Here is a 24,872-nt window from a genome sequence, read left to right on the forward strand (position 1 = left end):
TTATAGTTTAGCAAAGTTATCGAATAATTTCATGCCAAATTTATGACTTTTTTCAGGGTGAAACTGTGCGCCATAAATATTATCCCGATGTATTGCTGAATCAAATTCGATTCCGTGTGTGGTTTTAAGGATTGAATCTTCTTGGTTTTCTACTTCTACGTAATATGAATGTACAAAATAAAACCTTGATTCATCTGGTAAGTTAGAGGTTAATTTGCTTGGCATTGCATTAAAAACTCTGTTCCAACCCATATGAGGAACTTTTAATTTTGTTGCTTTATCAAACTGAAATTTTTTTGTATGTGCTTTAATCCAACCTAAACCTTTCTCTTTTCCTTCTTCACTTCCTAGAGTAAGTAATTGCATGCCCAAACATATACCCAATACGGGTACTCTTTCTTCTAAAGCTTTATAGTCTAGCACCTCTCTTAATCCAGATTCGTTAATCCTTTTCATAGCATTATCATACGCTCCTACTCCTGGCAATAAGATTTTTTCGGCAGCTTTAATATCGTTTAAATTAGAAGTGATTTTTGAAGTAACCCCAATTTTCTTAAACATATTAAAAACAGACCCCAGGTTTCCCATTCCATAGTCTACAATTGTAATCATTACATTTCACTTTTTGAAGTGTACTTTATATAAAAACTCATAGGAACAAGGTTTGCTTTTGCTAATATGAAAAATAAAGGTCTCAATTTTTCAAATCTTTTTTTATAAGTAGGATAATCCCTGTAGGTTTTTCTGTCTCCATTCATTATATCGGCGTATTTTTGATCTGTTAGATTTAATCTCTTTTTGAAATAGCCAATTAAATCATCCTCTACTAAAGGGTTAGAATTGTACTCGTTAATTGCTTCTTTTTGTGATAATAAACCTGCTCTAACGGATGCTGATAAACTATTATTTCTTTGATCTATTCCAAATTTTTGAGGAAAATATACACTATGATTAAAAGCTGTCATTCTATTTTCCAAATGGTGGCCTCCATAATACTTCCAATCATATTCTTTTTCTAAAAATGCTTGTGCATCTTTTTTAGAATATGGAATATACCATAATGGTCTTATTTTTTTAATTCTCTTTACTAGTATCCATTTCATAAACGAAGCAAAATTCATGTTTGGAAACGTTTTCATTTTAATTTTACCAAACATTTTGTGAATGTTTTTAATATATGCTCCATCAACATAAGCACTACTTAGTGGGGATACTCCTTCGGCTATAAATGAATGCCCTTCAAGAATATATTTTACACCAAATTTACTCGCTGCTCTATATAATGTTTCTGCCAAAGCTATATCGGTAGGACCATCAATCTCTGGTACATTTGCTAAAAAAAAGGATTTAAAAATATCATCTGCTTCTTTGTTATCAACTACATGAGTATATAAGTCTATATTTAATTTTCCTAAAATTTTTCGAATATTTTCAGTGGCAATTGCTGTATTCCATGTGTTATCATAATGAACAGCTAATGGTCTTAAGCCCCATTCTACTGCTTTTATAATCATATAAGAAGAATCTGTACCGCCACTAACTCCTACTACACAATCATACTTTTTACCATTACCATGTTTTTTAATTTGTTCTACAATTTCAAAAAAATCTTTTTCTCCTTCAGGGGTTGCTGTTTTGTATTGGGTTTTTAAATCTTCAATCATTTTACAATAATTGCATACCCCATCATCATCAAATTTTATAGCTGGAACATTTTCGTCATATATGCATGTAGTACATATTTTGCTATGGCTATCAATAACTGGCTTCCTATTAACTATCTCTAATTTTCCCATTCTAAAAAATTATTTTTTAAATCTTATTTTAAAAATTCAATGTTAATCAAACTTTCTTGTTTTTTTAAACCTATGACTGTGTAAAACTTCTTCTTCGTTCTCAATTTTCACAGGAACTTTAAATGACTGAAGTTTACCTTTGCAGAATTCTTTCAATCTTCGTGAAAAAACTTTTTTATCTTCTTTTTCTTTCAACAAAACTTTAGCACAAACAATATTACCCATAATTGCATGCTTCTGACCAAATATTGTCACTTCCATTACATTATCCATCTGTAAAATAACATTTTCAACTTCTTGAGGGTATACTTTATCTCCTCCAACATTTATTAATTCAGATTTTCTACCTAAAATCTTATAATATTCTCCATCAACTTCAACTTGATCTCCTGTTATAAAATAACCATCCTCTGTAAAAGGGCTAGATGCATTTAAATATCCTAAAATAGCAGATTCTGCCTTTATTTGTAGCATATTATCTACTACTCTTAAATCATAACCTTCTCCTCCTAGCTTTACCCATAAAGAATCATCACTTTTAGATTTAGATCTTAAAACCCCTAACTCTATTAAACCATATGTTTGTTGAAATTTAACATTAGGAAAAAGTCCTTTCGCTCTTTTAAGTGTTGTTTCAGGCATTGGCTCAGTACCATAAGAAATTAACTTCAAACTGCTCAAATCATACTTCTTATATGTTTCACTTAAAATCATTAGGTTTAAAAAACTAGGAGATACAGGTAATAATTCCACTTTGTTTTCTTGCACGAATTTACACACAAAATCTGGTTTTCTATTATACAAAGCTAATACAACCCCACAGTTAGATAAGGTATGTAAAAGGGTGTTTAATCCTCCCCAATGATCAAAAAGAAGAAAATTAATAGTTCTTAACGATTTTCTAGATGTTTTAAACTTTTTAAGCAATTTTTGAAAATTATGAACCGCTGCTTTTGGGAATCCTGAGGTTCCAGAGCTAAATAGTACTAGCCCAGACACGCCTAAATTCCTCAAACTAGTATAATATTCATGATCTCCATCAAATCCAGTATTTTCAACTTTGCACTGGTCGGTATCCAAGTTTACTGAAATTGTTTTTTGTACTTTGGCTATTTCAAATTTCACTTCTTCAGAATCCTTCATTGGATTATTAAAAGGTACAATTATGTTTCTGTTATTAATTAAAGCTATTAAAAGAGAAATAGTATTAGGGGTAAAATCTCCTTTTAAAGCAATAACTTGTCCAGATAAAATTTGGTTTTCGCTTAAAAAATCGTTGGCCTGTTGAATGGCCTTTAAGAGTCCTCCATATTTAACCTCTTTTCCATTCCATACAATTGCTAAATTGTTAGATGATTCTTTAAAAGCATCTATTAAAAATTGTGCATTCATCATTTTAAAATTTCATTAATAAGGTTCCCCAAGACAATCCAACTCCAAAACCAGACAAAACAATTAAATCGCCTCTTTTTAGTTTTTTTTCTTCCATAGCATCTTTAAGTGCAATTGGTATAGACGAAGAAACTGTATTCCCAATCTTGTCCAAGTTGGTATAAATTTTATTGTTAGATATTTTTAAAGCTTTTGCTAAAGACTCTAATGTAAGTTTACTTGCCTGATGAAAGCCTAGAAAGTCTATATCATCAATAGTCAAATTGTTATTTTCTAAAATCTTCTCTATTTGTTGTGGAACTATTCTAGAAATGAATTTCCAAACAGCAAAACCATTCATATGTATATTCTCTGAATGTTTAATGTTCCCACTTGAGTCTTTAGTCTCTTCTTTGGATGTTTCATTTTTTGGCATACGACTACCTCCTGATGGGATATAAAACGATTTATATTCTTTTCCAGATGATGATAGCATAGCATCAATAATACCGACGTTGTCTGAATCACTATTAGAAACAATAGTTACCGCCGCACCATCGCCAAATAAATTAACCGTAGAACGATCTTTTTCGTGTATGTACTTAGAGTAAGTATCCGATGTAATGAGCAAAATATTTTTAGCCATATTCGTCTCTATAAATCCTCTAGCTATACATAAACCATAAACGTATCCCGAACAAGCTAAATTATAATCAAAGGTCCAAACATTTTTATCAAACTCAAATTTTTTGTGTATTAAAAAAGAATTAGAAGGCATTAGATAATCGGGACTTTGAGTACAAAATATGATACCATCTATATCTTCTTTTTTTACAGAAGTGTTTGTAAATAATTTTTCTAAAGCTTTAATTGCTAAATCTAAAGCAGTTTCATCTTTACCAGCAATATGTCTTGAATATATTCCTGTTTTTGATGCAACTTTATCTACATCCCATTCTGGGTTTTCTCTTTGTAAATCTTCGTTCGTTTTTTTATTAACGGGAAGATAATATTCTATTTCACTAATTTGTACTCCCATTAAGCTTATCTAATATTAATTTTTTTCTTTCTTTATCAAATATAAAAGGAGTTCCGTGCCCAGGATAAAAAGTATAACCTAAAAATTCATTTGCTATAAATTGTAACGATGAATTTAGATTTTTCTCATCACCTCCAGGTAAATCCGTACGGCCAAATTTGTTCCAAAAAAACAAATCTCCTACTATTAGATTATTTCCAAACTCTAAACAAATGCTACCTGGTGAATGCCCAGGTGTATGATGGATTTTTATTTCTTTATTTCCTAAGGATAATGATTTTTCTTCATCCAAAAATCTATCTATCGTTGGAGTAATTTGGGTCCCGACTCCTCCAGCTAATTTTCTAAAAAGATTAGCTTGTCTTATAATTCTTTTGTCTTTTGAATGCATGAAAATTTTCACCCCATACTTTTGTTTCATCTTTTCTGCAGAAGAAATATGATCAAAATGTCCATGAGTCAAAAGAATTCCTAAAACATTATATTGACATTCTTCAATAAAACTATCTAATACTTCAAATTCATCACCTGGATCTAATACCCAAACATCATTACCTCCATCGCTTAAGAAATATACATTGACTTTCCATTTGCCAACTGTTTTCCACTTTATTTCAAAATCCATCATTAAACTCCTCCTAAATATATTACTTGCCCAGTGATTGAAGATGAGTCTTCACTAATCACAAAATCTATCGCATTACTTACGTCTTTCATTTCTCCTAATGATTTAATTGCATTTCTTGAGAGGACTTCTTGCAGTGCTTCTTGATCAATCTTTGCGGATAAATCTGTAGGAATAGCAGAAGGAGCTATAACATTAGCCGTTATACCATAGTCATATATTTCTTTAGATATAACATTAGTATAAGCAGTTATAGCTGATTTTGTTGAGGTATATAAAGATTCTCCTCGTACTTCATGCTTTACCGCCATAGAGCTCATATTAATAATACGCCCATATTTTTTTCTACTCATCAATTTAATTGCTTCTCTACAAAAAATCATTGGAGCATACACATTAACTTTATACGTATCCTCTATCATTTTGTAAGGTAAAAGTCCAGCTGTTAATATTCTTGGGTTAATTGCAGCATTATTTATAAGAACATCAATTCTTTTATAATGTTTTCTTATAAATCTGAATATCTCTAAAACATCAGTTTCATTAGCGACATCTTTTTCGAAATGAGTATACTTATCATTAACTAAATCTGACTTAGACCTACTACATCCAATAACGTAATTCCCGTCTTTTAAATAATATTCAGCAAGGTATCTTCCAATACCTTTACTAGTACCAGTAATTAGAAATATTTTTTTATCTAATGAGAAATTATTCATTACAGAAGTTGGTTTATATATTCCTTTAACGTTTTTACCGTTTTGAAAGGACTAACTTCTAAAGACATTGCGTTTTCATCAGCAATAGATATATAGTTTCCACTTTCATCTTCAATCTTTTCTTCTATTAAGGAAATAAAATGCACTAAATCCATAGAGTCCAAAACACTTTCTTTTCCGAAAATAACAGTGTCTTCATTTTTATCCATTTGAACATCTTCTAAACTTAAATTAATTTCATCTATAGCATCAAAAATTATATGTAATATATCCATCCTAAAATTTTAATTGTTATTTTTTTTTATTGTTATCCATTCTTCAATAATTGTTTCTGGTACTTCTATTTTGTCAAGTACTCTTAAAGGATTCCCTAAAACAAAACATCCCGACTTAATATTTTTTAAAACCAGAGATCCCATACCAACCTGAGCTCCAGGTTCAATTTCTATTCCTTCGCCAATAGACGTAGATGAGCCAATAAAACTAAATGAGCCGATCTTAACTCCTGTTGTAGTAGTTATTGTAGAGCCCAGTAATGCTCCTTTACCTATAAGGTTACCAACTCCTATAACGCAATTGGCTGAAATAACAGAAAAAGACTCTATTATCGAATGATTAAAAATCACAGATCCATAATGAATAATGCATCCATTTTTAATTTTTGCTGTAGAAAAAACTTTTGCTGTTGGATGAATTAATGTTACAAATCTTTCTTCTGGTAAATGTAAATTTTCTATTATTTCACTTCTTACAATTCTTGTTCTAAAAGACCCTATAGCTAAAACAAATTTTACATTATCTTCATAGGTATGTACTTTTTTAATTGGTCCATCAACAGGAACATCTTCAAATTTTTTACCCCAAAGATCTTTGTTATCATCTAAAACACCAATAATTTCATATGTCTCTTTTATTGAATTGATATCTTTAATCAATTCATTTATTTCCCAAAATGCATTGCTTCCTCCAATTATTACAAGTTTTTGCATGAAATTATACTTTTTCTCCGTTTAAAAATATTTTACACCACCATTCAAAATTCATAAAAGACCAGATAAGTAGTCGATGATTAATGTGGTCTTCTATATGCTCTTTTACTATTTTACAAATATATTCCTTATTTATATATTTTGTACTCATTGTATTTTCGCTAAGAAGTAACTCTTCTACATATTTAGCATTTTCTCCTCGATACCAACTTTCGTCTGGTGCCGAAAACCCTTGTTTTTTTCTATTAATAATAGAGTCAGGTATAAAATCCAGCATGGCTTTTCTTAATACATTCTTACCATCATCATATTCTCGATATGAAAGGGTCTTCTTTTCATTAGATAGTTTATTTTCGTCGATCTGGGCTATCTCTTTCTTAAGATTCCCTAATTTGTGTTTTACAGGAACTTTCATGGCAAAATCAACCAAATCATTATCCATAAACGGAAAACGTTCTTCTAAGCCATGAGCCATCGCCAATTTATCACCCACCAAAAATAATCCAGGTAAAAATGTCTTTATTTCAAAATATAAAGAATTATTAATATGCTGCTCAGGAGTATCATATTTTAATTTATCATTAAAAGTAAATACTCTTTCGAATACCTTTCTTGGTTCGTTAATATCAATTTGGTCAAAAATTTCTTGTGTAAAAAGTTCTTTTTTATCTTTATCTAATACCAAACGTTGCCAAAAATCATAATATTGATCAAAGAATTCTTGTTGATCCAAAGCATCAAATACCTTATAGTATCTCCAGGGATATCCTCCAAATAATTCATCTCCTCCGGTCCCTTGTAAACATACCTTTACAAATTTTGATGCCAATCGAGAAATATAATAATTAGGATATGACATCCCCACTCTTAAATCCTCCAGGTGATATACCAGTTTGGGTAAAGACCACCGTAAATCTCCTGCATTCATAACTTGTTCAAAATGCTCGGTTTTAAAATGGTTGGCCATCAACTCTGCATCTCTACGCTCATCAAAATTAGCTTCTCTACCGGTCACCTCACTCATATCAAAACCACAGGTAAATGTAGATAGTCTATCTACCTGTTTGGATGCTACTGCTGTGATAGAACCAGAATCCATTCCTCCAGAAAGATATGAACCCACAGGAACATCTGCAATCATTTGCCTAGTTACCGCTTGTTCAAAAAGTTTTTTGGTTTCGGTCTTTGCGTAGTCAAAAGACATTTCTTCATCTGTCTTTGTAAAATCATAATCCCACCATGAATTATGTCTAACAAAAGTAGAGGCTTTATCTATTTTTACTGTATTTGCAGGAGGCAACATCGTGACTCCTTTGAATAAAGTATTATACGAAAATACATTTTGAAACGTAAAATATTCATTTAAGGCGTTAAGATCAACATCTATTTTATAATCTGAATGCTTTATAATTGCTTTTATTTCACTAGAGAAACACAGTGTTTTTCCATTAAACCAATAATAAAGAGGTTTTATTCCAAATCTATCCCTACTTAAATACAATTCTTCTTCTTGTGTATCCCATGCAGCAATTGCAAACATCCCATTTAATCTTTCAAAGAATGATGTACCATAGGCAGATAATCCCTCACATATTACCTCTGTATCGGTTTCAGAAACAAACGTATGACCTTTTGTTTTGAGTTCTTGTTTTAATTCAGAAAAATTATAAATACAACCATTAAAAACTACAATCCATCTTCCTTCTTTAGATCCCATGGGTTGTGCTCCCTTATCAGAAGTATCCAAAATAGCAAGTCTTTTATGAGCTAAACCTATGTTCTTTTTCACATAGTACCCTTGACCATCTGGTCCTCTATGTGCAATTTGAGATGTCATCGTTTTTAATTCGTCTCTATATACAGCCTCTTTATTTAAATTAAAAATACCAACTATTCCACACATATATTATAATTCTAAAATTCTTAAAATCTCTTTTTCGTAATATTCTACAAATTTCAGCGATCCTTCTTTTGACAAATGAGAGCCATCACTATAGTATATTTCCCCATTTTCAAACTGTATACAATCTCCATTATTGCAAAAAACGTCAACAGGATCTAAAAAATAGATGTTATTATTTTTATCAGCATAATTCTTTAGATATGTGTTTGTTTTTAAGCTAATGCTATCTTGTTTATAAACCGATTTTACTGGGAAAAAATATTGCAAATATTTAGGTTTAAAAAGGGATTTATGAATTGGTACTGACGAAAATGGTCTAGGGACATTTCCTATAAGTATCGTTTTTCTGTTACCAATCAATTTATGAAATTTTTTGATTTTATTGATAACCTTTTCATAACCTTTTTCGGAAATATTAATATCTTCAAAAACGCCCAAAGAGTCATTCAGTATTTTATTTACTTCCATCTGAAAATACCAATCATAGCTCATAATTGGTATTGCCTGAGGATTTAAATCTAAAACTTCTAATATATAGTTTACTCTCACTTTTCTAATATCATCAACTCCTTTTCTCTTGAATCCTGGCATAACAAAAGCTGAAACATTTGAAGCTGTAATAGATTTTTTATGGTTTTTATTGATGTTGTTAACCAAGCCATAGGCATAATGTCTTGCATGGCTATCTCCTATCAATACAAAATCTGTATAATTACCTTTTCCTTTGCCCAGAAATCCCATTTCCGTAAAACCATATCCTCCATAATTTTTCTTATGAAATTCTTCTGGGTTCTTTAATTTCTGTGCAAGTCCAATATTAGTATCCGAGATTCTCCAAGTCCATCCTTTCTTATAGATTACATCATTTCTTACAATTACAATCAATAAGATGCATATAATAGCAAAATAAACAAGAGAGCTATCTTTTTTAATTGAAATCCTATAGGTTTTATATCGTAATGGCGTTTCGTAATACTTGTATACAACTAATGAAACTAATAATGGCAAAATAAACAGAAATAATTGATCAATGATATTTAATTCTCTTTCTATAATATATTTGTAAAATACAATAAATGGCCAATGAAATAAGTACCAAGTGTAGCTTATATTACCTATTTTTCTTAACCAATTGTTTTCGAAAAAACCTTTGGATAGGCTTGTTTTTCCATTAACTATTAAAATAGCTACTCCAATACATGGTATAATGTTTAAAGTACTTAAAAAAGGAGTGTCTTTAGAAAAAAACATCGCAGGTAATACCAATAAAATTATACCTATTACAAAAATAATTTCTTTTGCTATCTTAGATTTGATCTTCAAAGGGTACAGCCAAACTACGCTTGCACCAATTAAAAACTCAAAAATTCTAAAGGGTAACAAAAAAAACTGAAGTGAATTTTGATCTTTATAAAAATCTGTATTCTCTGTTAATAATTTATTTAAAAATTCTGGTGCACCATAGTAGTTTGTCAAAATTGTGAGAATTAGACTCAACAAAAATAAAAATGAAATCACACTAATGGTTTTTACCTTTTGCTTAATTTTAAAAAGAAGTACTAGCGTGATTGGCCATATCAAGTAAAACTGTTCTTCAATACCTAATGACCATGTGTGCAACAAAGGTTTTAAATTTGCCGAAATATCAAAATACCCTGCTTCACTTAAAAAGAAAAAATTTGAAACCGCAACGGAAGAGGTTAGCATTACTTTTGATAACCTCATAAAATCTGAAGGAGCAAAAATTAAAAAAGCAGCAATAAAAACAAGAAAAATCATTAAAAATAAAGAAGGTAACAATCGCCTTACTCTTCTTGAATAAAAGTTTTTAAAGCTTATTTTGCTGGTAGTTTCGTACTCGTGTTTTAAAATTCTGGTAATTAAAAATCCACTTATTACAAAAAATACATCAACACCTATAAAACCACCTTTTACAAAATCAAAATCAAGGTGAAAAAGTATTACTAATAATACAGCAATGGCTCTTAGTGCATCTATATGATCTATATAATCGAGCTTCTTCATTTATCTTTAATTTGGGAAATAACTATAATGATAGAATAGTTTGAACAACATATTCGTAATCATCTTTGGTCATTCTGTTGTGTAACGGAATCGCCATAGAAGTATCATTTGCAAGTTTAGCTCCTGGAAATTCGTCAGGCTCTATTTCGTATTTATCAGCATAATAATTAAGCATATGGACAGCATGTGTTCCTGGACGAGTTGATATTCCTTGTTCTTGGAGTTTTTCCATAATAGTATTTCTACTAAATGGTGCTTTATCTTCATCTATCAGAGCAACAAAACTTTGCCATCCATGTTTAAAATCTGAGTTAACTTGTGGTAGTTTAAACCATTCTATTTCTCCCAATTTCTCCTTATAAAAATCCGCCCATTTTTGGCGTTCATCAATAAAAAGATCAAGTTTTGATAATTGAACAATCCCAACTGCTCCTTGCAAATCTGTCATTCTATAGTTATATCCCATCATATTAAAGTCGGGAAGAATAAAAGGTTTAGGTCCGTGATGACGTTGCTCTTCGGATATTGATGCTCCATGGTTTCTAAGCATTCCCATCTTTTCTCCTAATTCAGCATTATTGGTAGTAATCATTCCTCCTTCTCCGGTAGTAACTGATTTTCTAGGGTGAAAAGAAAAACATCCAACATCTCCAAGTCCACCAGCTGGAACGTTTTTATAGGCAGCTCCCGCAGCACAAGCACCATCTTCTACTAATGGAATATCACCAGCAACTTGTTTGATAGCATCCATATCGGCACAGAGTCCGAACAAATGAACAACCATTATTGCTTTGGTTCTATTAGTAATTTTGCTTTTTAATTGTTTAGGATCAATATTAAAAGTTGTTGGATCGATATCACAAAAAACAACTTTGGCACCTTGATATAAAACTACATTTGCAGTAGAAACCCAAGTAAATGCGGGTACAATAACCTCATCTCCTTCTTTAATATCCAATGCAACTAATGCTAAATGTAAAGCGGTAGTAGCACTAGTAACGGCAAGTGCATGTTTAACTTCATGACGCTTTGCAAACTCTTTTTCGAATTGCCTTACCTTAGGACCCGACGTTAACCATCCGCTCATTAATGGTTCTTTGACTGCTTGCCATTCTTCCTCTCCGGTAACAGGCAATGAGATTGGAATATTTCTTTTTTCTATCATGTTTCTATTTTTTAAAACTTATAGCTTAAACAATTCGTAACTATTTTAACTCTTTTAAGTATTGATCGATAATATAAGATGCTATTGCTAATGAGGCCGTAGCACCAGGGCTTGGTGCATTTAAAACATGAACTTGCCTATCTTTCCTAATAATATTAAAATCCATTATTAGTTCCCCTGATGGAGAAATTGCTTGTGCTCTTACACCCGCATTTCCTTTAACAAACATATCTGCATTAACTTCTGGAATCATTTTCTTTGCCTTAGCAATAAAAGCAGAAGAGGCTACAGAAGATTTTAACTCTCCCATGGAGAATACGAAATTGTTTTTAAAAAACTTCAGTAATCCTTTATAAGTAAGTGATTCAAAAGCCTCTTTAGAAGAAAAGCTAAATGTATTGTATCCTTCTCGTTTAAATGCAAAAACAGCGTTAGGTCCAACTTCCCTCTCTCCTCCCATAAGTCTAGTAAAATGAACTCCAAGAAAAGGATATTTGGCATCAGGTACTGGATAAACCAAATGATTAACCATATGATTCATTTCTGGTTTAAACATCAAATACTCACCTCTAAAAGGTATAATTTTTAGAGGTGAAGTTTCATGAGTTAACTTTTTATAAGAGTGGTCACTATATAAGCCTGCACAACTTATCAAGTAATCATAAGTTTCTTCCTGATTACCGGTATTTATAACAACTTCATTTGCATTTGAAGTTTGTATTTTTTCAATCTTGGTGTCAGTCAAAATTCTTCCTCCATTTTCTTTTATAAGATCTACCAGTTTTAACATTACCTTTTTGTAATCAACAATACCTTCTTCAGGAACCAAAAGTGCTTTTTTTGCTTTGACGTAAGGTTCTCTTTGCTTCAATTCATCACTAGAAAGATATTTTAGCCCTTGCAATCCATTTTTATCTCCTCTTCCTGCTAACGTCTCTAGTGATTTTTCCTCCTGATCTGTAGTGGCCACAACCACCTTTCCGCAGATATCGTGAGGGATATCATATTCCTGACAAAAGGAAATCATTTCTCTAATCCCTTGAACAGACAAAAGTGATTTTAAAGAACCCGGTTTGTAGTATAGACCACAATGCAATACTCCACTATTCCGTCCAGATTGATGCTGGCCAACATTTTTTTCTTTCTCATAAACCGTAACACTACCTACGCTTTTAAGCATTGACAATTTATAAGCAACTGCCAAGCCTATTATTCCGCCTCCTACTATTGCAATTTTTTTTGACATTACTTATTTCGGTGAATCGATTCCTTCACTAATTCTCCAATCAATTAGTTTTTGTAATCCTTCTCTTAACGAATATTTGTATTTGAAATTGATTTCTTTCTCTGCTCTTTGACGAGAACCTATTCTATTTTGAACCAACGCTCTAGAATCATCTTCTGAATACGGCACATATTTAACCTTTAAAGAAGATTTTTTTAAATCTAAAATGGTATCACAAAGTTCTTTAATTGATGTTTGAACTTCGGTCCCAACGTTGTAATTACCTATTTTAATGTCTGATTCTAAAGCTGCCACATTGGCTCTTGCTACGTCCTCAACGTATATAAAATCGTAAGCTTGACTACCATCTCCGTTTATCACAGGTTGTTCTCCTGCTTCAATTTTATTTAACATAATAGGTACCACACCACTATAAACAGCGTGCTGATCCTGACCGGGACCGTATACGTTCATATATCTTAATCCAACTACCTCTAATCCATATCGATCGTTAAAAGCTGTGGCCATTGCTTCACCTGCAATTTTGGTAGCACCATAAAAGTTTTTATTATTGAATGGGTGTGATTCGGTCATTGGAACTTCAATAGCATCGCCATATACTGAGGCAGAAGAAGAAGAAACCAATTTCTTAATTTTATTTTTTACACACGCTTCTAAAACATTAAAGGTTCCCGCCACATTAACGTCAAATGCGGTTCTTGGATAATCTTTACAGTGCAATAACCACATAGCTGCCAAATGAAATACATAATCCATACCTTGCATTGCGGTATCCAGAATATCAATTTCTCTTACATCGCCACCAAAGGGATATATCGAACATCTAGGGTCTTTTATACTTTCTTTTATGTTTTCTTGTTTTCCGCGAGCGAAATTATCATAGATCACAACTTCTTTTACATCATGTTTTAATAATTCACTTACTACAAATCCTCCGATAAATCCTGCTCCTCCGATTACTAATACCTTTGAATCCTTTAATTTCATGTTTATGTTTTTTTATTTATAGAGTTTTCCAAATGGATGTTTTGATAATTCCATTTTGGCAAAGGGGTGATACTCTCCCTTTATACCAATTGGTTTTTTATTTCTTATGTCATGTACTATTTCAATAGCTTGCCTTGCCTCATTTAAGCCGTAGCCTTTTCCGGCTATTATATCTTCATAAACTTTTGTGTGTAAATCTGTAAATCCGCCACTAAACTCAAGTTCTTCTCCTTCAATTGTTATCGATCTATATGTACGTTGATTTTTAGCTTTCATCTCTTCTGGAAGAATATCATAATTAATAGATAAAAACCAACGCACTCTTGCTCTTTCAAACTCTAAATAGCCCGATGCTCTATCATGAGTATGGACATGGACAGTATTGCTCTTAACATTTCCAAAAATCCAAGATAACATATCGTAAAAGTGAACTCCAATATTTGTAGCTATGCCTCCAGACTTAGAAACATCACCTTTCCAAGAGGTATAATACCACCTTCCTCTAGATGTTAAATAAGTAAGGTCAACATCAAAAATTTTATCTTTAGGTGCGGCATCAATCTTTTTCTTTAATTCGATGATACTTTTATGAACTCGCAACTGTAATATATTCCATATTTTTTGTCCAGTTTCTTCTTCAACTCTTAGCAAAGCATCAATATTCCATGGGTTTAAAACTAAAGGTTTTTCGCAGATTGCATCAGCACCATGTCTGAGCGCAAACCGAATGTGCGCATCATGCAAATAGTTGGGTGTACATACACTTACATAATTTAGTTCCACATCCTTATAGCGAAGTTTTTCTATGTGTCTATCAAAACGCTCAAACTCGACAAAAAAATCAGCATCTGGAAAATAGCTATCAATAATTCCAACACTATCAAATCTATCCAGAGCCACTATTAAATTATTGCCTGTATTTTTTATGGCCTTTAAGTGTCTCGGTGCAATATAACCTGAAGCACCTATCAGGGCAAAATTTTTCATAATAAGTCTTTTAACACTGCTGTAATATATTTAATCTCCTCAATTTTTAAATATGGGTTCATTGGTAAACTTAGAATCTGTTTCGAAACTCTTTCACTAACTAAAAAATCATTCTCCTTATAGCCCAAATATGAAAAACATTCTTGCAAATGTAATGGTTTAGGATAATGTACAGCAGTAGGAATACCCAGTTCTTTTAATTTTCTTTGAACTTCATCTCTATTCTCTACTTGTATCGAATATTGAGCCCATACAGAAGTATTATGCTCTTCAATAAATGGTACCTTAGTTTTACCTTCTAAAAATTCGTTATACATTCTAGCTACATTCTGACGCCTTTCCACATCTCTATCGTAATGCTTAAGCTTCTCTAATAAAACAGCAGCCTGTAAAGTATCAAGTCGACCACCTATACCTATATATTTATGAATATATCTTTGAGTTTGACCATGTATTCTAATACTACTTATTTTATTAGCCAGAATTTCATCATTTGTAAAAAGAGCTCCTCCATCACCAAAACAACCCAAAGGTTTTGCAGGGAAAAAGGAGGTGCATCCTATTGTAGAAAGATTGCAGCTTTTTTTATTTTTATATGTGGCTCCAAAACTTTGTGCAGCATCTTCAATAACAGCCAAATCATACGTATTAGCTAATGCATTAAGTTCGTCCATGTCAGCAACTTGTCCGTAAAGTGACACAGGCATTATGGCTTTTGTTTTTGATGTAATTTTTTCTTCTACTAAGTTAACATCAATATTATAAGTGTTTTGATTAATATCAACAAATACCGGAACTGCTCCTAATAAAGCAATAGTTTCTGCAGTTGCTATAAACGTAAATGGAGTAGTAATGATCTCATCGCCAGGTTTAATATCTAGAGCCATCATTGCCAATAAAAGAGCATCTGTTCCAGATGAGCATGTAATAGCAAACTTTGACTTCGTAAACTCTTGTAAGGCATTTTCTAGTTTAACAACTTCTTTTCCCATAATAAATCTTGAAGAAGAAACTACACTAGTCATTGCTTGATCAATAGCAGTTTTATGTTCTTGATAGGCTTTGGGTAAATTAGCAAAATCTATTTTCATCATCATTATTTAATCCTTTTTACCGTATTATCCTTTGGGTTAAATTCATATTCTTGATTGCTTTCTGGACAAACTGCTATATGATTCTTTTTAAAATTTAATCGATGACCATATTCACTAACCCAACCGATTTGTTTTGCAGGGTTTCCAACGATAAGCGCATATGGTTTAACCGTTTTTGTAACTACTGCACCCGCTCCTACTAGAGCATATTCTCCAATGTTATTCCCACATACAATAGTGGCATTCGCTCCTATAGAAGCCCCTGTTTTCACAATTGTTTGGGCGTATTGTCCTCTTCTATTTACCGCACTTCTTGGATTGATAACATTTGTAAAAACCATAGATGGCCCCAAAAAAACATCATCTTCACATATAACACCTGTATATATCGATACATTATTTTGAACTTTAACATTTCTGCCCAACTTAACCCCAGGAGATACTACAACGTTTTGACCAATATTACATGACTCTCCAATTTCGCAATCCGTCATTATGTGCGAAAAATGCCAAATCTTAGTGCCAGATCTTATTTTACAACCATTGTCGATCACAGCAGTTTCGTGCACAAAATAATCCATTTTATCATTTTTAATTTCCATAATTATTCCAATACCAATCTACAGCTTCTCTAATTCCTTCTTTAAAACTATATTGAGGTGAATAATGCAATAACTCCTTAGCTTTTGAAATATCTGCTAACGAATGTTTAACATCTCCTTTCCGCTCTGGACCATTGACGATTTTTACCAGATTTATAGATTTATCATACTGAGATAGTAGGTCTTTTAAAATATCTACCATTCCATTTAAACTTGTATTCTCACCATATGCAACATTATATACCGTATTATTGGCTTTGTCATCAGCTAGTGCTGCTAGCTGATTTATCTGAATAACATTATCAATATAGGTAAAATCTCTAGAGTGCGATCCATCACCATTTATGATAGGTGATTCTTTCTGCATCAAAAGACTTATGAATTTTGGAATTACCGCTGCATATGCCCCATTAGGATCTTGTTTTCTTCCAAAAACATTAAAATATCGTAGCCCTATTGTATTTATTTCATAAATATCTGAAAAAACCTTTGCATACAATTCATTTACATATTTTGTAACTGCATAGGGAGATAGTGGAGAACCTATCTTATCTTCAACTTTTGGTAAACCAGGATGATCTCCGTAGGTAGATGAAGAAGCTGCGTAAACAAATTTTTTGACTTTTGCTTCTTCTGAAGACTTTAGCATATTAAGAAACCCAGATACATTAACTTCATTAGATGTCAAGGGGTCATTAATAGATCTTGGAACAGAACCTAAAGCTGCTTGATGTAAAACATAATCGCAGCCTGTGACTGCTTTTTTACATGTTTTATAATCTCGGATGTCTCCTTCTATAAGCTTAAATGATTTGTGCTTATCAAACTCTATAATATTTTCCCTTTTTCCTGTTGAAAAGTTATCTAAACAAACAACTTCGTTATCCTGCTTTAATAACCTTTCTAATAAATTAGAACCTATAAAGCCAGCTCCTCCTGTTACTAAAACCCTTGAATTTTTTATTTTAGACATTGCTTATTATAATCTTTTATCTATCAAATTTTGGTTTAAATTACCTTTAACATCATATACGACAGAATTAGAGCTTTTCTTTATGTTGTTTAATTCTAGTTGCAAAAATTCTTTATGCGAAACTGTATGAACAATTGCATCATATGACTTCATTTTCAATTCATTAATCAAATCAATATTATAAACCTCTTTTACTTCTTGGTTAGAAGCCCATGGGTCATAAATATCTACATTCATGTTAAACGTTTCTAAACTTCTATATAGATCTATGGCCTTAGTATTTCTTATATCAGGACAATTTTCTTTAAATGTAATCCCAAGCATTAAAACTTTGGCACCTTTTATAGTAATCTCGTTTCTTACCATTAGTTTAAGAACCTCGGATGCAACGTATTCTCCCATGCCATCATTCAATCTTCTTCCAGCTAAAATAATTTCCGGATGATACCCTACTTCCTGTGCTTTTTGTGCTAAATAAAAAGGATCGACTCCTATACAATGTCCCCCAACTAATCCTGGTGTAAATGGTAGAAAATTCCATTTTGTACCTGCAGCTTCCAAAACATCATGAGTGTCAATATCTAATTTATTGAAAATTTTTGCCAGCTCATTTACGAATGCAATGTTAATATCTCTTTGCGCATTTTCAATTACTTTGGCTGCTTCTGCTACCTTAATTGAAGATGCCTTAAAAGTACCTGCTTCAATGATAGAAGCATACAATTCATCTATTTTTGAAGCTACTTCATGTGTTGAACCTGAAGTGACTTTTTTAATTTTTGTAACAGTATGTTTTTTATCTCCTGGATTTATTCTCTCCGGAGAATACCCACAAAAGAAATCTTTGTTAAAATCTAATTTACTTTCTTTTTCTAATACTGGAACGCACTCATCCTCTGTTACACCAGGATATACAGTTGATTCATATACAATAATGTCTCCTTTTTTTAAATACCCGCCTATCATCTTTGATGCTCTAATCAAAGGTGTTAAAATTGGACGATTATTTTTATCTACTGGTGTTGGGACTGTAACTATATAAATATTACTTTCTGCTAAATCATTTGTATCACTACTTAATGTTAAGCCTTTATTTTTAAGTTTAATTTGAAGAACTTCTTGCAAATCCTCATCCGTAACTTCTAGGGTATGATCGTACCCAGATTGTAATTCTTTTACTCTATTCGTATCAATATCAAACCCTAAAACTTCATATTTTTTTGCAAACTCAACTGCCAATGGAAGACCTACATAGCCTAAACCTATTATTGCAATCTTATTTTGATCTAAATCCATTTATTTTTCTTTAATGATTCCACAAAAGTCTAATATTTTTTTATCTTTTGTTATATCTAAGTTTTTAAACTCTTCATGTGCTACCAAAAACACTATAATATCTGATTTTTCAATAGCTTCTAAATAATTAGTAAGCTTAAATACCGTATGGCTTTCTATATTTGGTTCTACTATATAATACTCTTCATTATTAGCATTTTGTAATACTTTCTGTGCAATGTATTTGGCTGGAGATTCTCTTAAATCATCTATGTTTGGTTTGAATGCTAATCCCATTAAAGCTATACTTGGTTTTCTTCCATATTGTAATTCAAACTCAAGTTTAGCAGTTTGTACTTTCTCTGCGCACCAAAAAGATTTGTAATTATTTATTTCACGAGCTTTACCTATTATTTGCGATTCCATCGGATAATCTGCAACTATAAAATAAGGGTCTACCGCTATACAATGACCGCCGACACCACAACCAGGTTGCAAAATATTAACTCTTGGATGCTTATTCGCTAAACTTATCAATTCCCATACATTAATATTTGCTTTATCACAAATAAGAGATAATTCGTTGGCAAATGCAATCTGAACATCTCGAGAAGAATTCTCAACTAACTTGCACATTTCTGCCGTTCTTGCATTAGTTTTATGTAAACTACCTTTAATAAATTCTTTGTAAAAATTTACCGCTTTATCTGTTGATTTATCATCAATACCTCCAATAACTCTATCATTATGTATTAACTCATACATAACATTACCAGGTAATACACGCTCAGGGCAATATGCAATATTTAATTTCCCTTCCAGATCAGGACGTTCTGAATAAATTAATTCCATCATCTTCTCTGTCGTTCCAACAGGAGAAGTAGACTCAATAATGTACAGGTCACCTTTTTTCAGCAAAGGAATTATTGCAAGTGTAGCAGCTTCTACAAATGAAATATCAGGTTCATTTTTACCCTTAAAAGGAGTAGGAACCACAATTAAATAAACATCTGCTTTTACTGGTTTTGTATCAGCTTTTAGATATCCATGTGTTACAGCTTCCAAAACTGCTTTATCCAACTCAGGTTCGACAATATGAACTTCTCCTTTATTAATAGTTTCTACTACCTTTGGGTTGATATCAACTCCATGAACATGCACGTTATTTTGAGCTATTAAGGCTGCCGTTGGGAGTCCAATATAACCCAAACCAACCATAACAACACTTGGCTTATTTTCCATTTTTAGTTTTTTGATATATAACTTACTATTCTTTGGCAAGCTTTTCCATCTCCGTATGGGTTATGAAGTTTACTCATGTTTTGATAAGCTACTTCGTCTTTCAAAAGTTTATTTGCTTTAGAAATTATCCGGTCTTTATTTGTTCCGACTAAAATTACTGTTCCGGCATCCACAGCCTCAGGTCGTTCTGTTGTATCTCTCATTACTAAAACAGGTTTTCCCAAACTTGGTGCTTCTTCTTGCACTCCTCCACTATCAGTAATAATTAAATAAGATTGATTCATCAGCCATACAAAAGCTGGATAAGAAAGAGGTGAAATTAATTCGATATTATCGATGTTGTCTAAAAGCTTATATACGGGTTTCTGAACATTTGGATTTAAATGTACCGGATAAATAATTTGAGTATCAGGGTTATCCTTTGCTATTTGTTTTAAAGCTTCACAAATATTTATAAAACCTTGACCGTGATTTTCTCTTCTATGCCCTGTAACTAAAATTAATCTTTTATCTATATCAACAACTTTTTTAAGCTGTTCTATCTCTTTATCTTCAAATTTACTGTCATTAACCTTTTCAACACTAAATTTTAATGCGTCTATAACCGTATTTCCTGTTATCAATATAGAATCTAAAGATTTACTCTCATTAACAAGGTTTTGTTTTGACGTCTCAGTAGGTGAAAAATGAATATTAGATACAATTCCTGTTACGCATCTATTCATTTCTTCAGGAAACGGAGATTTCATATTGAATGTTCTTAATCCCGCCTCGACATGGCAAACTGTAGCTCCAGAATAAAAGGCTGCTATACTTGAAGCCATAGTAGTTGTGGTATCTCCATGTATATATACATAATCAGGTTGAAACTCTTCAAGAATTGATTTTAAACCGATAATAATATCTGCAGTAAGTGTATATAAATTTTGATCAGGTTTCATTAAATTCAGATCATAATCAGGATTTATATCGAAAAAAGATAATACCTGATCCAACATTTCTCGATGCTGCGCTGTGATACAAACTTTAGTTATAAAATTATCTGGGTGTTTTTGGAATTCTTTTACCAATGGTGCCATTTTGATAGCTTCAGGTCTTGTCCCAAAAACAATTAGGTTTTTTTTCATTGAATAATTGAGTGTAAATTTTTTAATGAATTTTTCCAATTCAAAATTTTGAATTGGAAAGAATCAATACATTTTTCTTTACTTAAAACACTATACTTAGGTCTTTGTGCAAAAGTATGGTAATTATCTATTCTTTTAAGCATTATATCATCAAGTTTACCCGAAACCTTAAGAATTTCTTGGCAAAAGTCATACCAAGTCGCTGCACCTAGGTTACTAAAATGATAGAGGCCATATTTTTGATTATCATCTAAAATTAAGTCAAGAATAAACTTTGCAAGATCATTTGCATTTGTTGGGGTACCCGTTTCTGAAGTTGTAATGGTTAACTCTTGTTCCGTTTCAGATTTTTTTAAAATGGTTTTAAAAAAATTATGACCAAATTCTGAATACAACCAAGAGGTTCTAATAATAAAATATTTTTCAAATACTTGTTCAATATACTGTTCTCCAGCTAATTTTGATTTTCCGTACTCATTAATGGGATTTGGCTTATCTTCTTCGACATAAGGAGTTTTTTTAGCCCCATCAAAAACATAATCGGTAGATGTATGTATAAGTGTGATATTATATTCTTTGCAGGCTTGTACCAAGTTTAGTACTCCGGTTGCATTAACCAAAAAAGCTTTTTCTGGTTCTTTCTCTGCTTGCTCTACGTTGGTATATGCAGCACAATTCACTACAAAATTGAATGACTTATTCTTAAAAAAATGTTGTACCTCTTCATTTTTTGTGATATCTAAGACTTCAGAACTGGCAAAATACAATTGTAATTCAGGATAGTTTTTCTTAATTTTTTCTATACATTGTCCCAATTGACCTTTTGATCCTACAATCAAGACACTTTTCCTTTTCAATGATTCTTTCATTTATGAATTTACTTAATTCTGTATTTCTTTTTTTTCATAACTCGCCAAATATTTGTTCAACGAAATAAGAATTAATGCCAAAAATAAGACAGTAACAAATACTATAGGCATTAATACAATCTTTTTATTAAAAAAATCATTTACCAATACTCCTTTATTTGGAAATTCTGAAATAATATTAATGGTATTCTTCGTATTTGCTTTTTCATTATTTAGCTCAATTTTTTCATCCTTTAATTTTCTGGCTTGATTAAGTAATTCAATCTCTGACACCTGATCTGGTTGGTTTTCAGCTAGATTGATGCTAGTAGTCCCATCAGGTTTTTTAGCTTCTATAATTTTAATTTTCTTATAAAATGCCTGTAACTCACTAATCTCTTCCTGTTGTTGTTCTATAATTGAGTCTTTAAGCGCAATATTTCTATCGTTTATCTCTTTCTGAAGTGTAAAATACTCATTGTTCTCTATAGATTTTACAATTGCTTTCTGGCACTTTTTTGCAATCTCAGGAGATGTTGCTTCTATCTGTATTTTGTGAAATTTTGCATTGATGTCATTAAAATTTTTTAAATAATCGTCATAATCAACTTTTCTTTGAGATATAGAATCCAATTCACTTATAAACTCACTAAATTGTTTTATTCGTTGTGTTTGATCAGAAAATGATTCTATCTTAACGTGTCTAATATCCTGAGCTTCTTCTTCATTAATATGTAAAGCTTCTGATAAAGCTTTGTTTTCTCTTTGCCCAGCTAACTGATTATAAAACTCAATATTATTATATAGTTGTTGAACACTATTAAAATTAGGTTCTATAATCATAGAAGATCTATATACTGATTGGGATTTATAATCCAAATATCCTCCTAGTATGGCTCCTATAAATATGGCAATAGTAAATTTAAAAAAATGAACTCTTATAAACTTAAGAAATAAGACAAAAAAATGGAAAAGGCTTTTAAAAATATTGCTAATAAACCCGATAAATCTATTGAAGGTATCTCCAATCAATCTAAATAATTCTCCCAAGTCAATTTCTTCTGAAGTGTTTTCTTTCATCGTCGTAGGTTAATTTGTTTTAAAGAGCAATCATGCCCAAAAATTGATAAACTTTAAATAAAATTAAATAACATAATATCGCAGATTCAAAATCAGGAGAACATGTACAAAAAGTCTCTTATTTATTAGAATCAATGAAATGTTATTATTTTGACGATAGGGTAGGAAAAACGTCAATTATAAAGCATTTGTATGTATGCTTTCCCAAAAAAATCAGGTTTTTCTTTTATAATTTAAAAAGAAACTAGAGCAAATTAACAAAAAAAATTAAACAAAAATGAGCGTTAACATTTTTTTTAACATCAGGTATTTACCTTAAAAAACAAGTGTGCTTTTTATGATATTATAATTTTAAATCTTTTATAAAAGCTAAATCTTTGTCTTTGTCTGACAATTGAATTTCAGAAGTGTCTAATTTCCAATCAATTGAAAGGTCAGGGTCATTGTATATGATTCCTGATTCTGAAGATTTATGATAATAGTTATCACATTTATAGCTAAAAATTGCACTTTCACTCAATGTAATAAATCCATGTGCAAAACCTCTGGGAACGAATAGCTGAAAATTATTATGATCATTTAACACAATAGAAAAGTGTTCTTTATATGTTTTAGAATGAGGTCTTAGGTCAACAACCACATCCAATACTTCTCCTTTAACTGCCCTAACCAATTTTGCTTGCGTATAGTCACCCGTTTGAAAATGCAACCCTCTAAGCACTCCTCTTTTAGAAATAGATTGGTTATCTTGTATAAAATCGACCTTTAACCCAGTAATTTCTTCAAATATTTTTTGATTAAAACTCTCAAAAAAAGAGCCTCTTTTATCATCAAATACTCTGGGTTTAAGGACAAAACATCCGTCAATAAATGTAGATTGAATTTCCATCTTAATCTAGTTGTAATAAATATTTACCATAGCCGCTTTTTAATAATGGTTTTGCTAATTCCTGAAGCTGATTTTTATCAATAAAACCTTTTTTATATGCTATTTCTTCTATGGCTCCAATTTTAAGTCCTTGTCGTTCTTCTATAACCTGAACAAATTGACTTGCTTGCATAAGAGAGTTAAATGTTCCTGTGTCTAACCAGGCTGTACCTTTATCAAGTATGCTTACTTTTAATTTTCCTTGTTGTAGATATACATTGTTTACATCGGTAATTTCTAATTCTCCTCGAGCACTTGGCATAATGGCTTTGGCAATTTCTACTACTTTATTATCATAAAAGTAAATTCCTGGTACGGCATAATTTGATTTTGGTTGTTTTGGTTTTTCTTCTATCGAAGTAACTTTTCCATTCTTATCAAAATCAACAACTCCATATCGTTCTGGATCTTGAACATGATATGCATATATAATACCACCATCGGGATCATTATTGTTTTCTAACAGTTTTTCTAATCCAGATCCATAAAATATATTATCTCCTAGTATTAAGGCTACTTTATCATCGCCAATAAATTTTTCGCCAATAATAAAAGCTTCTGCTAGTCCATTAGGTTGATCCTGAACAGCATACTCAAATCGACAACCATAGGTTTTGCCATCACCCAATAGTTTTTCGAATAATGGTAAGTCTTGAGGAGTAGAGATAATTAAAATCTCTCTAATTCCTGCAGCAATCAATGTAGAAAGAGGATAATATATCATTGGTTTGTCATAAACCGGCATTAATTGTTTACTAATCGCTAGTGTAAGCGGATGTAAACGTGTTCCCGATCCTCCTGCTAATATTATTCCTTTCATTGCTATAATGTATTGTATGAAATAGTCATTC

Annotated in this window: 24 protein-coding genes; all 24 read right to left on the minus strand. The window is 31.5% G+C overall.

Translation table 11 applies throughout. The annotated features are described in order from the left end of the window. A complete protein-coding gene (hisH, locus tag Z053_RS0112955; RefSeq protein WP_025665439.1) occupies positions 1–612 on the minus strand; it encodes an imidazole glycerol phosphate synthase subunit HisH in 612 nt (203 codons plus the stop codon). After that, a complete protein-coding gene (locus Z053_RS0112960) occupies positions 612–1,796 on the minus strand; it encodes an N-acetyl sugar amidotransferase (RefSeq protein ID WP_051476044.1) in 1,185 nt (394 codons plus the stop codon). Before Z053_RS0112960 ends, hisH begins: the two co-directional genes overlap by 1 nt. A 42-nt stretch (positions 1,797–1,838) precedes the next feature. Next, complete coding sequence (locus tag Z053_RS0112965; RefSeq protein ID WP_206539214.1) at positions 1,839–3,191, minus strand: ANL family adenylate-forming protein; 1,353 nt, start codon at positions 3,189–3,191, stop codon at positions 1,839–1,841. 1 nt (position 3,192) lies between these two features. After that, positions 3,193–4,206: a 3-oxoacyl-ACP synthase III family protein gene (locus Z053_RS0112970; RefSeq protein ID WP_025665442.1), complete on the minus strand. Its 1,014-nt coding sequence runs from the start codon at positions 4,204–4,206 to the stop codon at positions 3,193–3,195. Continuing rightward, a complete protein-coding gene (locus tag Z053_RS0112975; protein ID WP_025665443.1) occupies positions 4,190–4,834 on the minus strand; it encodes an MBL fold metallo-hydrolase in 645 nt (214 codons plus the stop codon). The genes Z053_RS0112970 and Z053_RS0112975 overlap by 17 nt, the downstream gene beginning before the upstream one ends. Further along, positions 4,834–5,550 (minus strand): SDR family NAD(P)-dependent oxidoreductase, encoded by a 717-nt coding sequence (locus tag Z053_RS0112980; protein ID WP_025665444.1) that lies wholly within the window; start codon positions 5,548–5,550, stop codon positions 4,834–4,836. The genes Z053_RS0112975 and Z053_RS0112980 overlap by 1 nt, the downstream gene beginning before the upstream one ends. Further along, positions 5,550–5,825, minus strand: a complete 276-nt coding sequence (locus tag Z053_RS0112985; protein ID WP_025665445.1) for a hypothetical protein — start codon at positions 5,823–5,825, stop codon at positions 5,550–5,552. The genes Z053_RS0112980 and Z053_RS0112985 overlap by 1 nt, the downstream gene beginning before the upstream one ends. A 9-nt stretch (positions 5,826–5,834) precedes the next feature. Further along, a complete protein-coding gene (locus Z053_RS0112990) occupies positions 5,835–6,539 on the minus strand; it encodes a PglD-related sugar-binding protein (RefSeq protein WP_025665446.1) in 705 nt (234 codons plus the stop codon). A 4-nt stretch (positions 6,540–6,543) separates the two neighbouring features. Beyond that, on the minus strand, positions 6,544–8,442 hold the full coding sequence (gene asnB / locus Z053_RS0112995) for an asparagine synthase (glutamine-hydrolyzing) (RefSeq protein ID WP_025665447.1): 1,899 nt from the start codon (positions 8,440–8,442) through the stop codon (positions 6,544–6,546). 3 nt (positions 8,443–8,445) lie between these two features. Continuing rightward, a complete protein-coding gene (locus Z053_RS0113000) occupies positions 8,446–10,467 on the minus strand; it encodes an acyltransferase family protein (protein WP_025665448.1) in 2,022 nt (673 codons plus the stop codon). Positions 10,468–10,489: 22 nt separating this feature from the next. Continuing rightward, positions 10,490–11,632, minus strand: a complete 1,143-nt coding sequence (locus Z053_RS0113005) for a DegT/DnrJ/EryC1/StrS family aminotransferase (protein ID WP_025665449.1) — start codon at positions 11,630–11,632, stop codon at positions 10,490–10,492. Between the two features lie 40 nt (positions 11,633–11,672). After that, positions 11,673–12,878: an L-2-hydroxyglutarate oxidase gene (gene lhgO / locus Z053_RS0113010; RefSeq protein ID WP_025665450.1), complete on the minus strand. Its 1,206-nt coding sequence runs from the start codon at positions 12,876–12,878 to the stop codon at positions 11,673–11,675. Positions 12,879–12,881: 3 nt separating this feature from the next. Beyond that, complete coding sequence (locus Z053_RS31075; RefSeq protein WP_025665451.1) at positions 12,882–13,865, minus strand: NAD-dependent epimerase/dehydratase family protein; 984 nt, start codon at positions 13,863–13,865, stop codon at positions 12,882–12,884. A 12-nt stretch (positions 13,866–13,877) separates the two neighbouring features. Further along, the gene (locus tag Z053_RS31080) at positions 13,878–14,852 is read right to left on the minus strand and encodes a Gfo/Idh/MocA family protein (protein WP_025665452.1); all 975 of its coding nucleotides are present in this window, start codon (positions 14,850–14,852) and stop codon (positions 13,878–13,880) included. Then, positions 14,849–15,949 carry a DegT/DnrJ/EryC1/StrS family aminotransferase gene (locus Z053_RS0113025; protein ID WP_241459826.1) on the minus strand — a complete coding sequence of 367 codons (1,101 nt, stop codon included), beginning with the start codon at positions 15,947–15,949 and terminating at the stop codon, positions 14,849–14,851. The genes Z053_RS31080 and Z053_RS0113025 overlap by 4 nt, the downstream gene beginning before the upstream one ends. Then, on the minus strand, positions 15,949–16,548 hold the full coding sequence (locus tag Z053_RS0113030; protein ID WP_241459827.1) for an acyltransferase: 600 nt from the start codon (positions 16,546–16,548) through the stop codon (positions 15,949–15,951). The genes Z053_RS0113025 and Z053_RS0113030 overlap by 1 nt, the downstream gene beginning before the upstream one ends. Next, positions 16,538–17,521 carry an SDR family oxidoreductase gene (locus Z053_RS0113035; RefSeq protein WP_025665455.1) on the minus strand — a complete coding sequence of 328 codons (984 nt, stop codon included), beginning with the start codon at positions 17,519–17,521 and terminating at the stop codon, positions 16,538–16,540. The genes Z053_RS0113030 and Z053_RS0113035 overlap by 11 nt, the downstream gene beginning before the upstream one ends. 6 nt (positions 17,522–17,527) lie before the next feature. Beyond that, the gene (locus Z053_RS0113040) at positions 17,528–18,817 is read right to left on the minus strand and encodes a nucleotide sugar dehydrogenase (protein ID WP_025665456.1); all 1,290 of its coding nucleotides are present in this window, start codon (positions 18,815–18,817) and stop codon (positions 17,528–17,530) included. Continuing rightward, positions 18,818–20,038 carry a UDP-N-acetyl-D-mannosamine dehydrogenase gene (wecC, locus tag Z053_RS0113045; RefSeq protein WP_025665457.1) on the minus strand — a complete coding sequence of 407 codons (1,221 nt, stop codon included), beginning with the start codon at positions 20,036–20,038 and terminating at the stop codon, positions 18,818–18,820. A gap of 2 nt (positions 20,039–20,040) precedes the next feature. Then, positions 20,041–21,165 (minus strand): non-hydrolyzing UDP-N-acetylglucosamine 2-epimerase, encoded by a 1,125-nt coding sequence (gene wecB / locus Z053_RS0113050; RefSeq protein WP_025665458.1) that lies wholly within the window; start codon positions 21,163–21,165, stop codon positions 20,041–20,043. After that, complete coding sequence (gene rfbD / locus Z053_RS0113055) at positions 21,162–22,034, minus strand: dTDP-4-dehydrorhamnose reductase (RefSeq protein WP_025665459.1); 873 nt, start codon at positions 22,032–22,034, stop codon at positions 21,162–21,164. Before rfbD ends, wecB begins: the two co-directional genes overlap by 4 nt. 12 nt (positions 22,035–22,046) lie before the next feature. After that, on the minus strand, positions 22,047–23,093 hold the full coding sequence (locus Z053_RS0113060; protein WP_025665460.1) for a hypothetical protein: 1,047 nt from the start codon (positions 23,091–23,093) through the stop codon (positions 22,047–22,049). 343 nt (positions 23,094–23,436) lie between these two features. Continuing rightward, positions 23,437–23,982 (minus strand): dTDP-4-dehydrorhamnose 3,5-epimerase, encoded by a 546-nt coding sequence (gene rfbC / locus Z053_RS0113065; RefSeq protein ID WP_025665461.1) that lies wholly within the window; start codon positions 23,980–23,982, stop codon positions 23,437–23,439. Position 23,983: 1 nt separating this feature from the next. Next, positions 23,984–24,841: a glucose-1-phosphate thymidylyltransferase RfbA gene (gene rfbA, locus Z053_RS0113070; protein WP_025665462.1), complete on the minus strand. Its 858-nt coding sequence runs from the start codon at positions 24,839–24,841 to the stop codon at positions 23,984–23,986. Positions 24,842–24,872: the final 31 nt, after the last annotated feature.

Source organism: Aquimarina megaterium XH134, assembly GCF_000520975.1.
GTDB classification, from domain to species: Bacteria; Bacteroidota; Bacteroidia; order Flavobacteriales; family Flavobacteriaceae; genus Aquimarina; species Aquimarina megaterium.

Excerpts from the sequence above, each read along its gene's own strand:
- hisH (WP_025665439.1), bottom strand. The coding sequence starts at position 612 with ATGATTACAATTGTAGACTATGGAATGGGAAACCTGGGGTCTGTTTTT.
- Z053_RS0112960 (WP_051476044.1), bottom strand. The coding sequence starts at position 1,796 with ATGGGAAAATTAGAGATAGTTAATAGGAAGCCAGTTATTGATAGCCAT.
- Z053_RS0112965 (WP_206539214.1), bottom strand. The coding sequence starts at position 3,191 with ATGATGAATGCACAATTTTTAATAGATGCTTTTAAAGAATCATCTAAC.
- Z053_RS0112970 (WP_025665442.1), bottom strand. The coding sequence starts at position 4,206 with ATGGGAGTACAAATTAGTGAAATAGAATATTATCTTCCCGTTAATAAA.
- Z053_RS0112975 (WP_025665443.1), bottom strand. The coding sequence starts at position 4,834 with ATGATGGATTTTGAAATAAAGTGGAAAACAGTTGGCAAATGGAAAGTC.
- Z053_RS0112980 (WP_025665444.1), bottom strand. The coding sequence starts at position 5,550 with ATGAATAATTTCTCATTAGATAAAAAAATATTTCTAATTACTGGTACT.
- Z053_RS0112985 (WP_025665445.1), bottom strand. The coding sequence starts at position 5,825 with ATGGATATATTACATATAATTTTTGATGCTATAGATGAAATTAATTTA.
- Z053_RS0112990 (WP_025665446.1), bottom strand. The coding sequence starts at position 6,539 with ATGCAAAAACTTGTAATAATTGGAGGAAGCAATGCATTTTGGGAAATA.
- asnB (WP_025665447.1), bottom strand. The coding sequence starts at position 8,442 with ATGTGTGGAATAGTTGGTATTTTTAATTTAAATAAAGAGGCTGTATAT.
- Z053_RS0113000 (WP_025665448.1), bottom strand. The coding sequence starts at position 10,467 with ATGAAGAAGCTCGATTATATAGATCATATAGATGCACTAAGAGCCATT.
- Z053_RS0113005 (WP_025665449.1), bottom strand. The coding sequence starts at position 11,632 with ATGATAGAAAAAAGAAATATTCCAATCTCATTGCCTGTTACCGGAGAG.
- lhgO (WP_025665450.1), bottom strand. The coding sequence starts at position 12,878 with ATGTCAAAAAAAATTGCAATAGTAGGAGGCGGAATAATAGGCTTGGCA.
- Z053_RS31075 (WP_025665451.1), bottom strand. The coding sequence starts at position 13,865 with ATGAAATTAAAGGATTCAAAGGTATTAGTAATCGGAGGAGCAGGATTT.
- Z053_RS31080 (WP_025665452.1), bottom strand. The coding sequence starts at position 14,852 with ATGAAAAATTTTGCCCTGATAGGTGCTTCAGGTTATATTGCACCGAGA.
- Z053_RS0113025 (WP_241459826.1), bottom strand. The coding sequence starts at position 15,949 with ATGATGATGAAAATAGATTTTGCTAATTTACCCAAAGCCTATCAAGAA.
- Z053_RS0113030 (WP_241459827.1), bottom strand. The coding sequence starts at position 16,548 with ATGGAAATTAAAAATGATAAAATGGATTATTTTGTGCACGAAACTGCT.
- Z053_RS0113035 (WP_025665455.1), bottom strand. The coding sequence starts at position 17,521 with ATGTCTAAAATAAAAAATTCAAGGGTTTTAGTAACAGGAGGAGCTGGC.
- Z053_RS0113040 (WP_025665456.1), bottom strand. The coding sequence starts at position 18,817 with ATGGATTTAGATCAAAATAAGATTGCAATAATAGGTTTAGGCTATGTA.
- wecC (WP_025665457.1), bottom strand. The coding sequence starts at position 20,038 with ATGGAAAATAAGCCAAGTGTTGTTATGGTTGGTTTGGGTTATATTGGA.
- wecB (WP_025665458.1), bottom strand. The coding sequence starts at position 21,165 with ATGAAAAAAAACCTAATTGTTTTTGGGACAAGACCTGAAGCTATCAAA.
- rfbD (WP_025665459.1), bottom strand. The coding sequence starts at position 22,034 with ATGAAAGAATCATTGAAAAGGAAAAGTGTCTTGATTGTAGGATCAAAA.
- Z053_RS0113060 (WP_025665460.1), bottom strand. The coding sequence starts at position 23,093 with ATGAAAGAAAACACTTCAGAAGAAATTGACTTGGGAGAATTATTTAGA.
- rfbC (WP_025665461.1), bottom strand. The coding sequence starts at position 23,982 with ATGGAAATTCAATCTACATTTATTGACGGATGTTTTGTCCTTAAACCC.
- rfbA (WP_025665462.1), bottom strand. The coding sequence starts at position 24,841 with ATGAAAGGAATAATATTAGCAGGAGGATCGGGAACACGTTTACATCCG.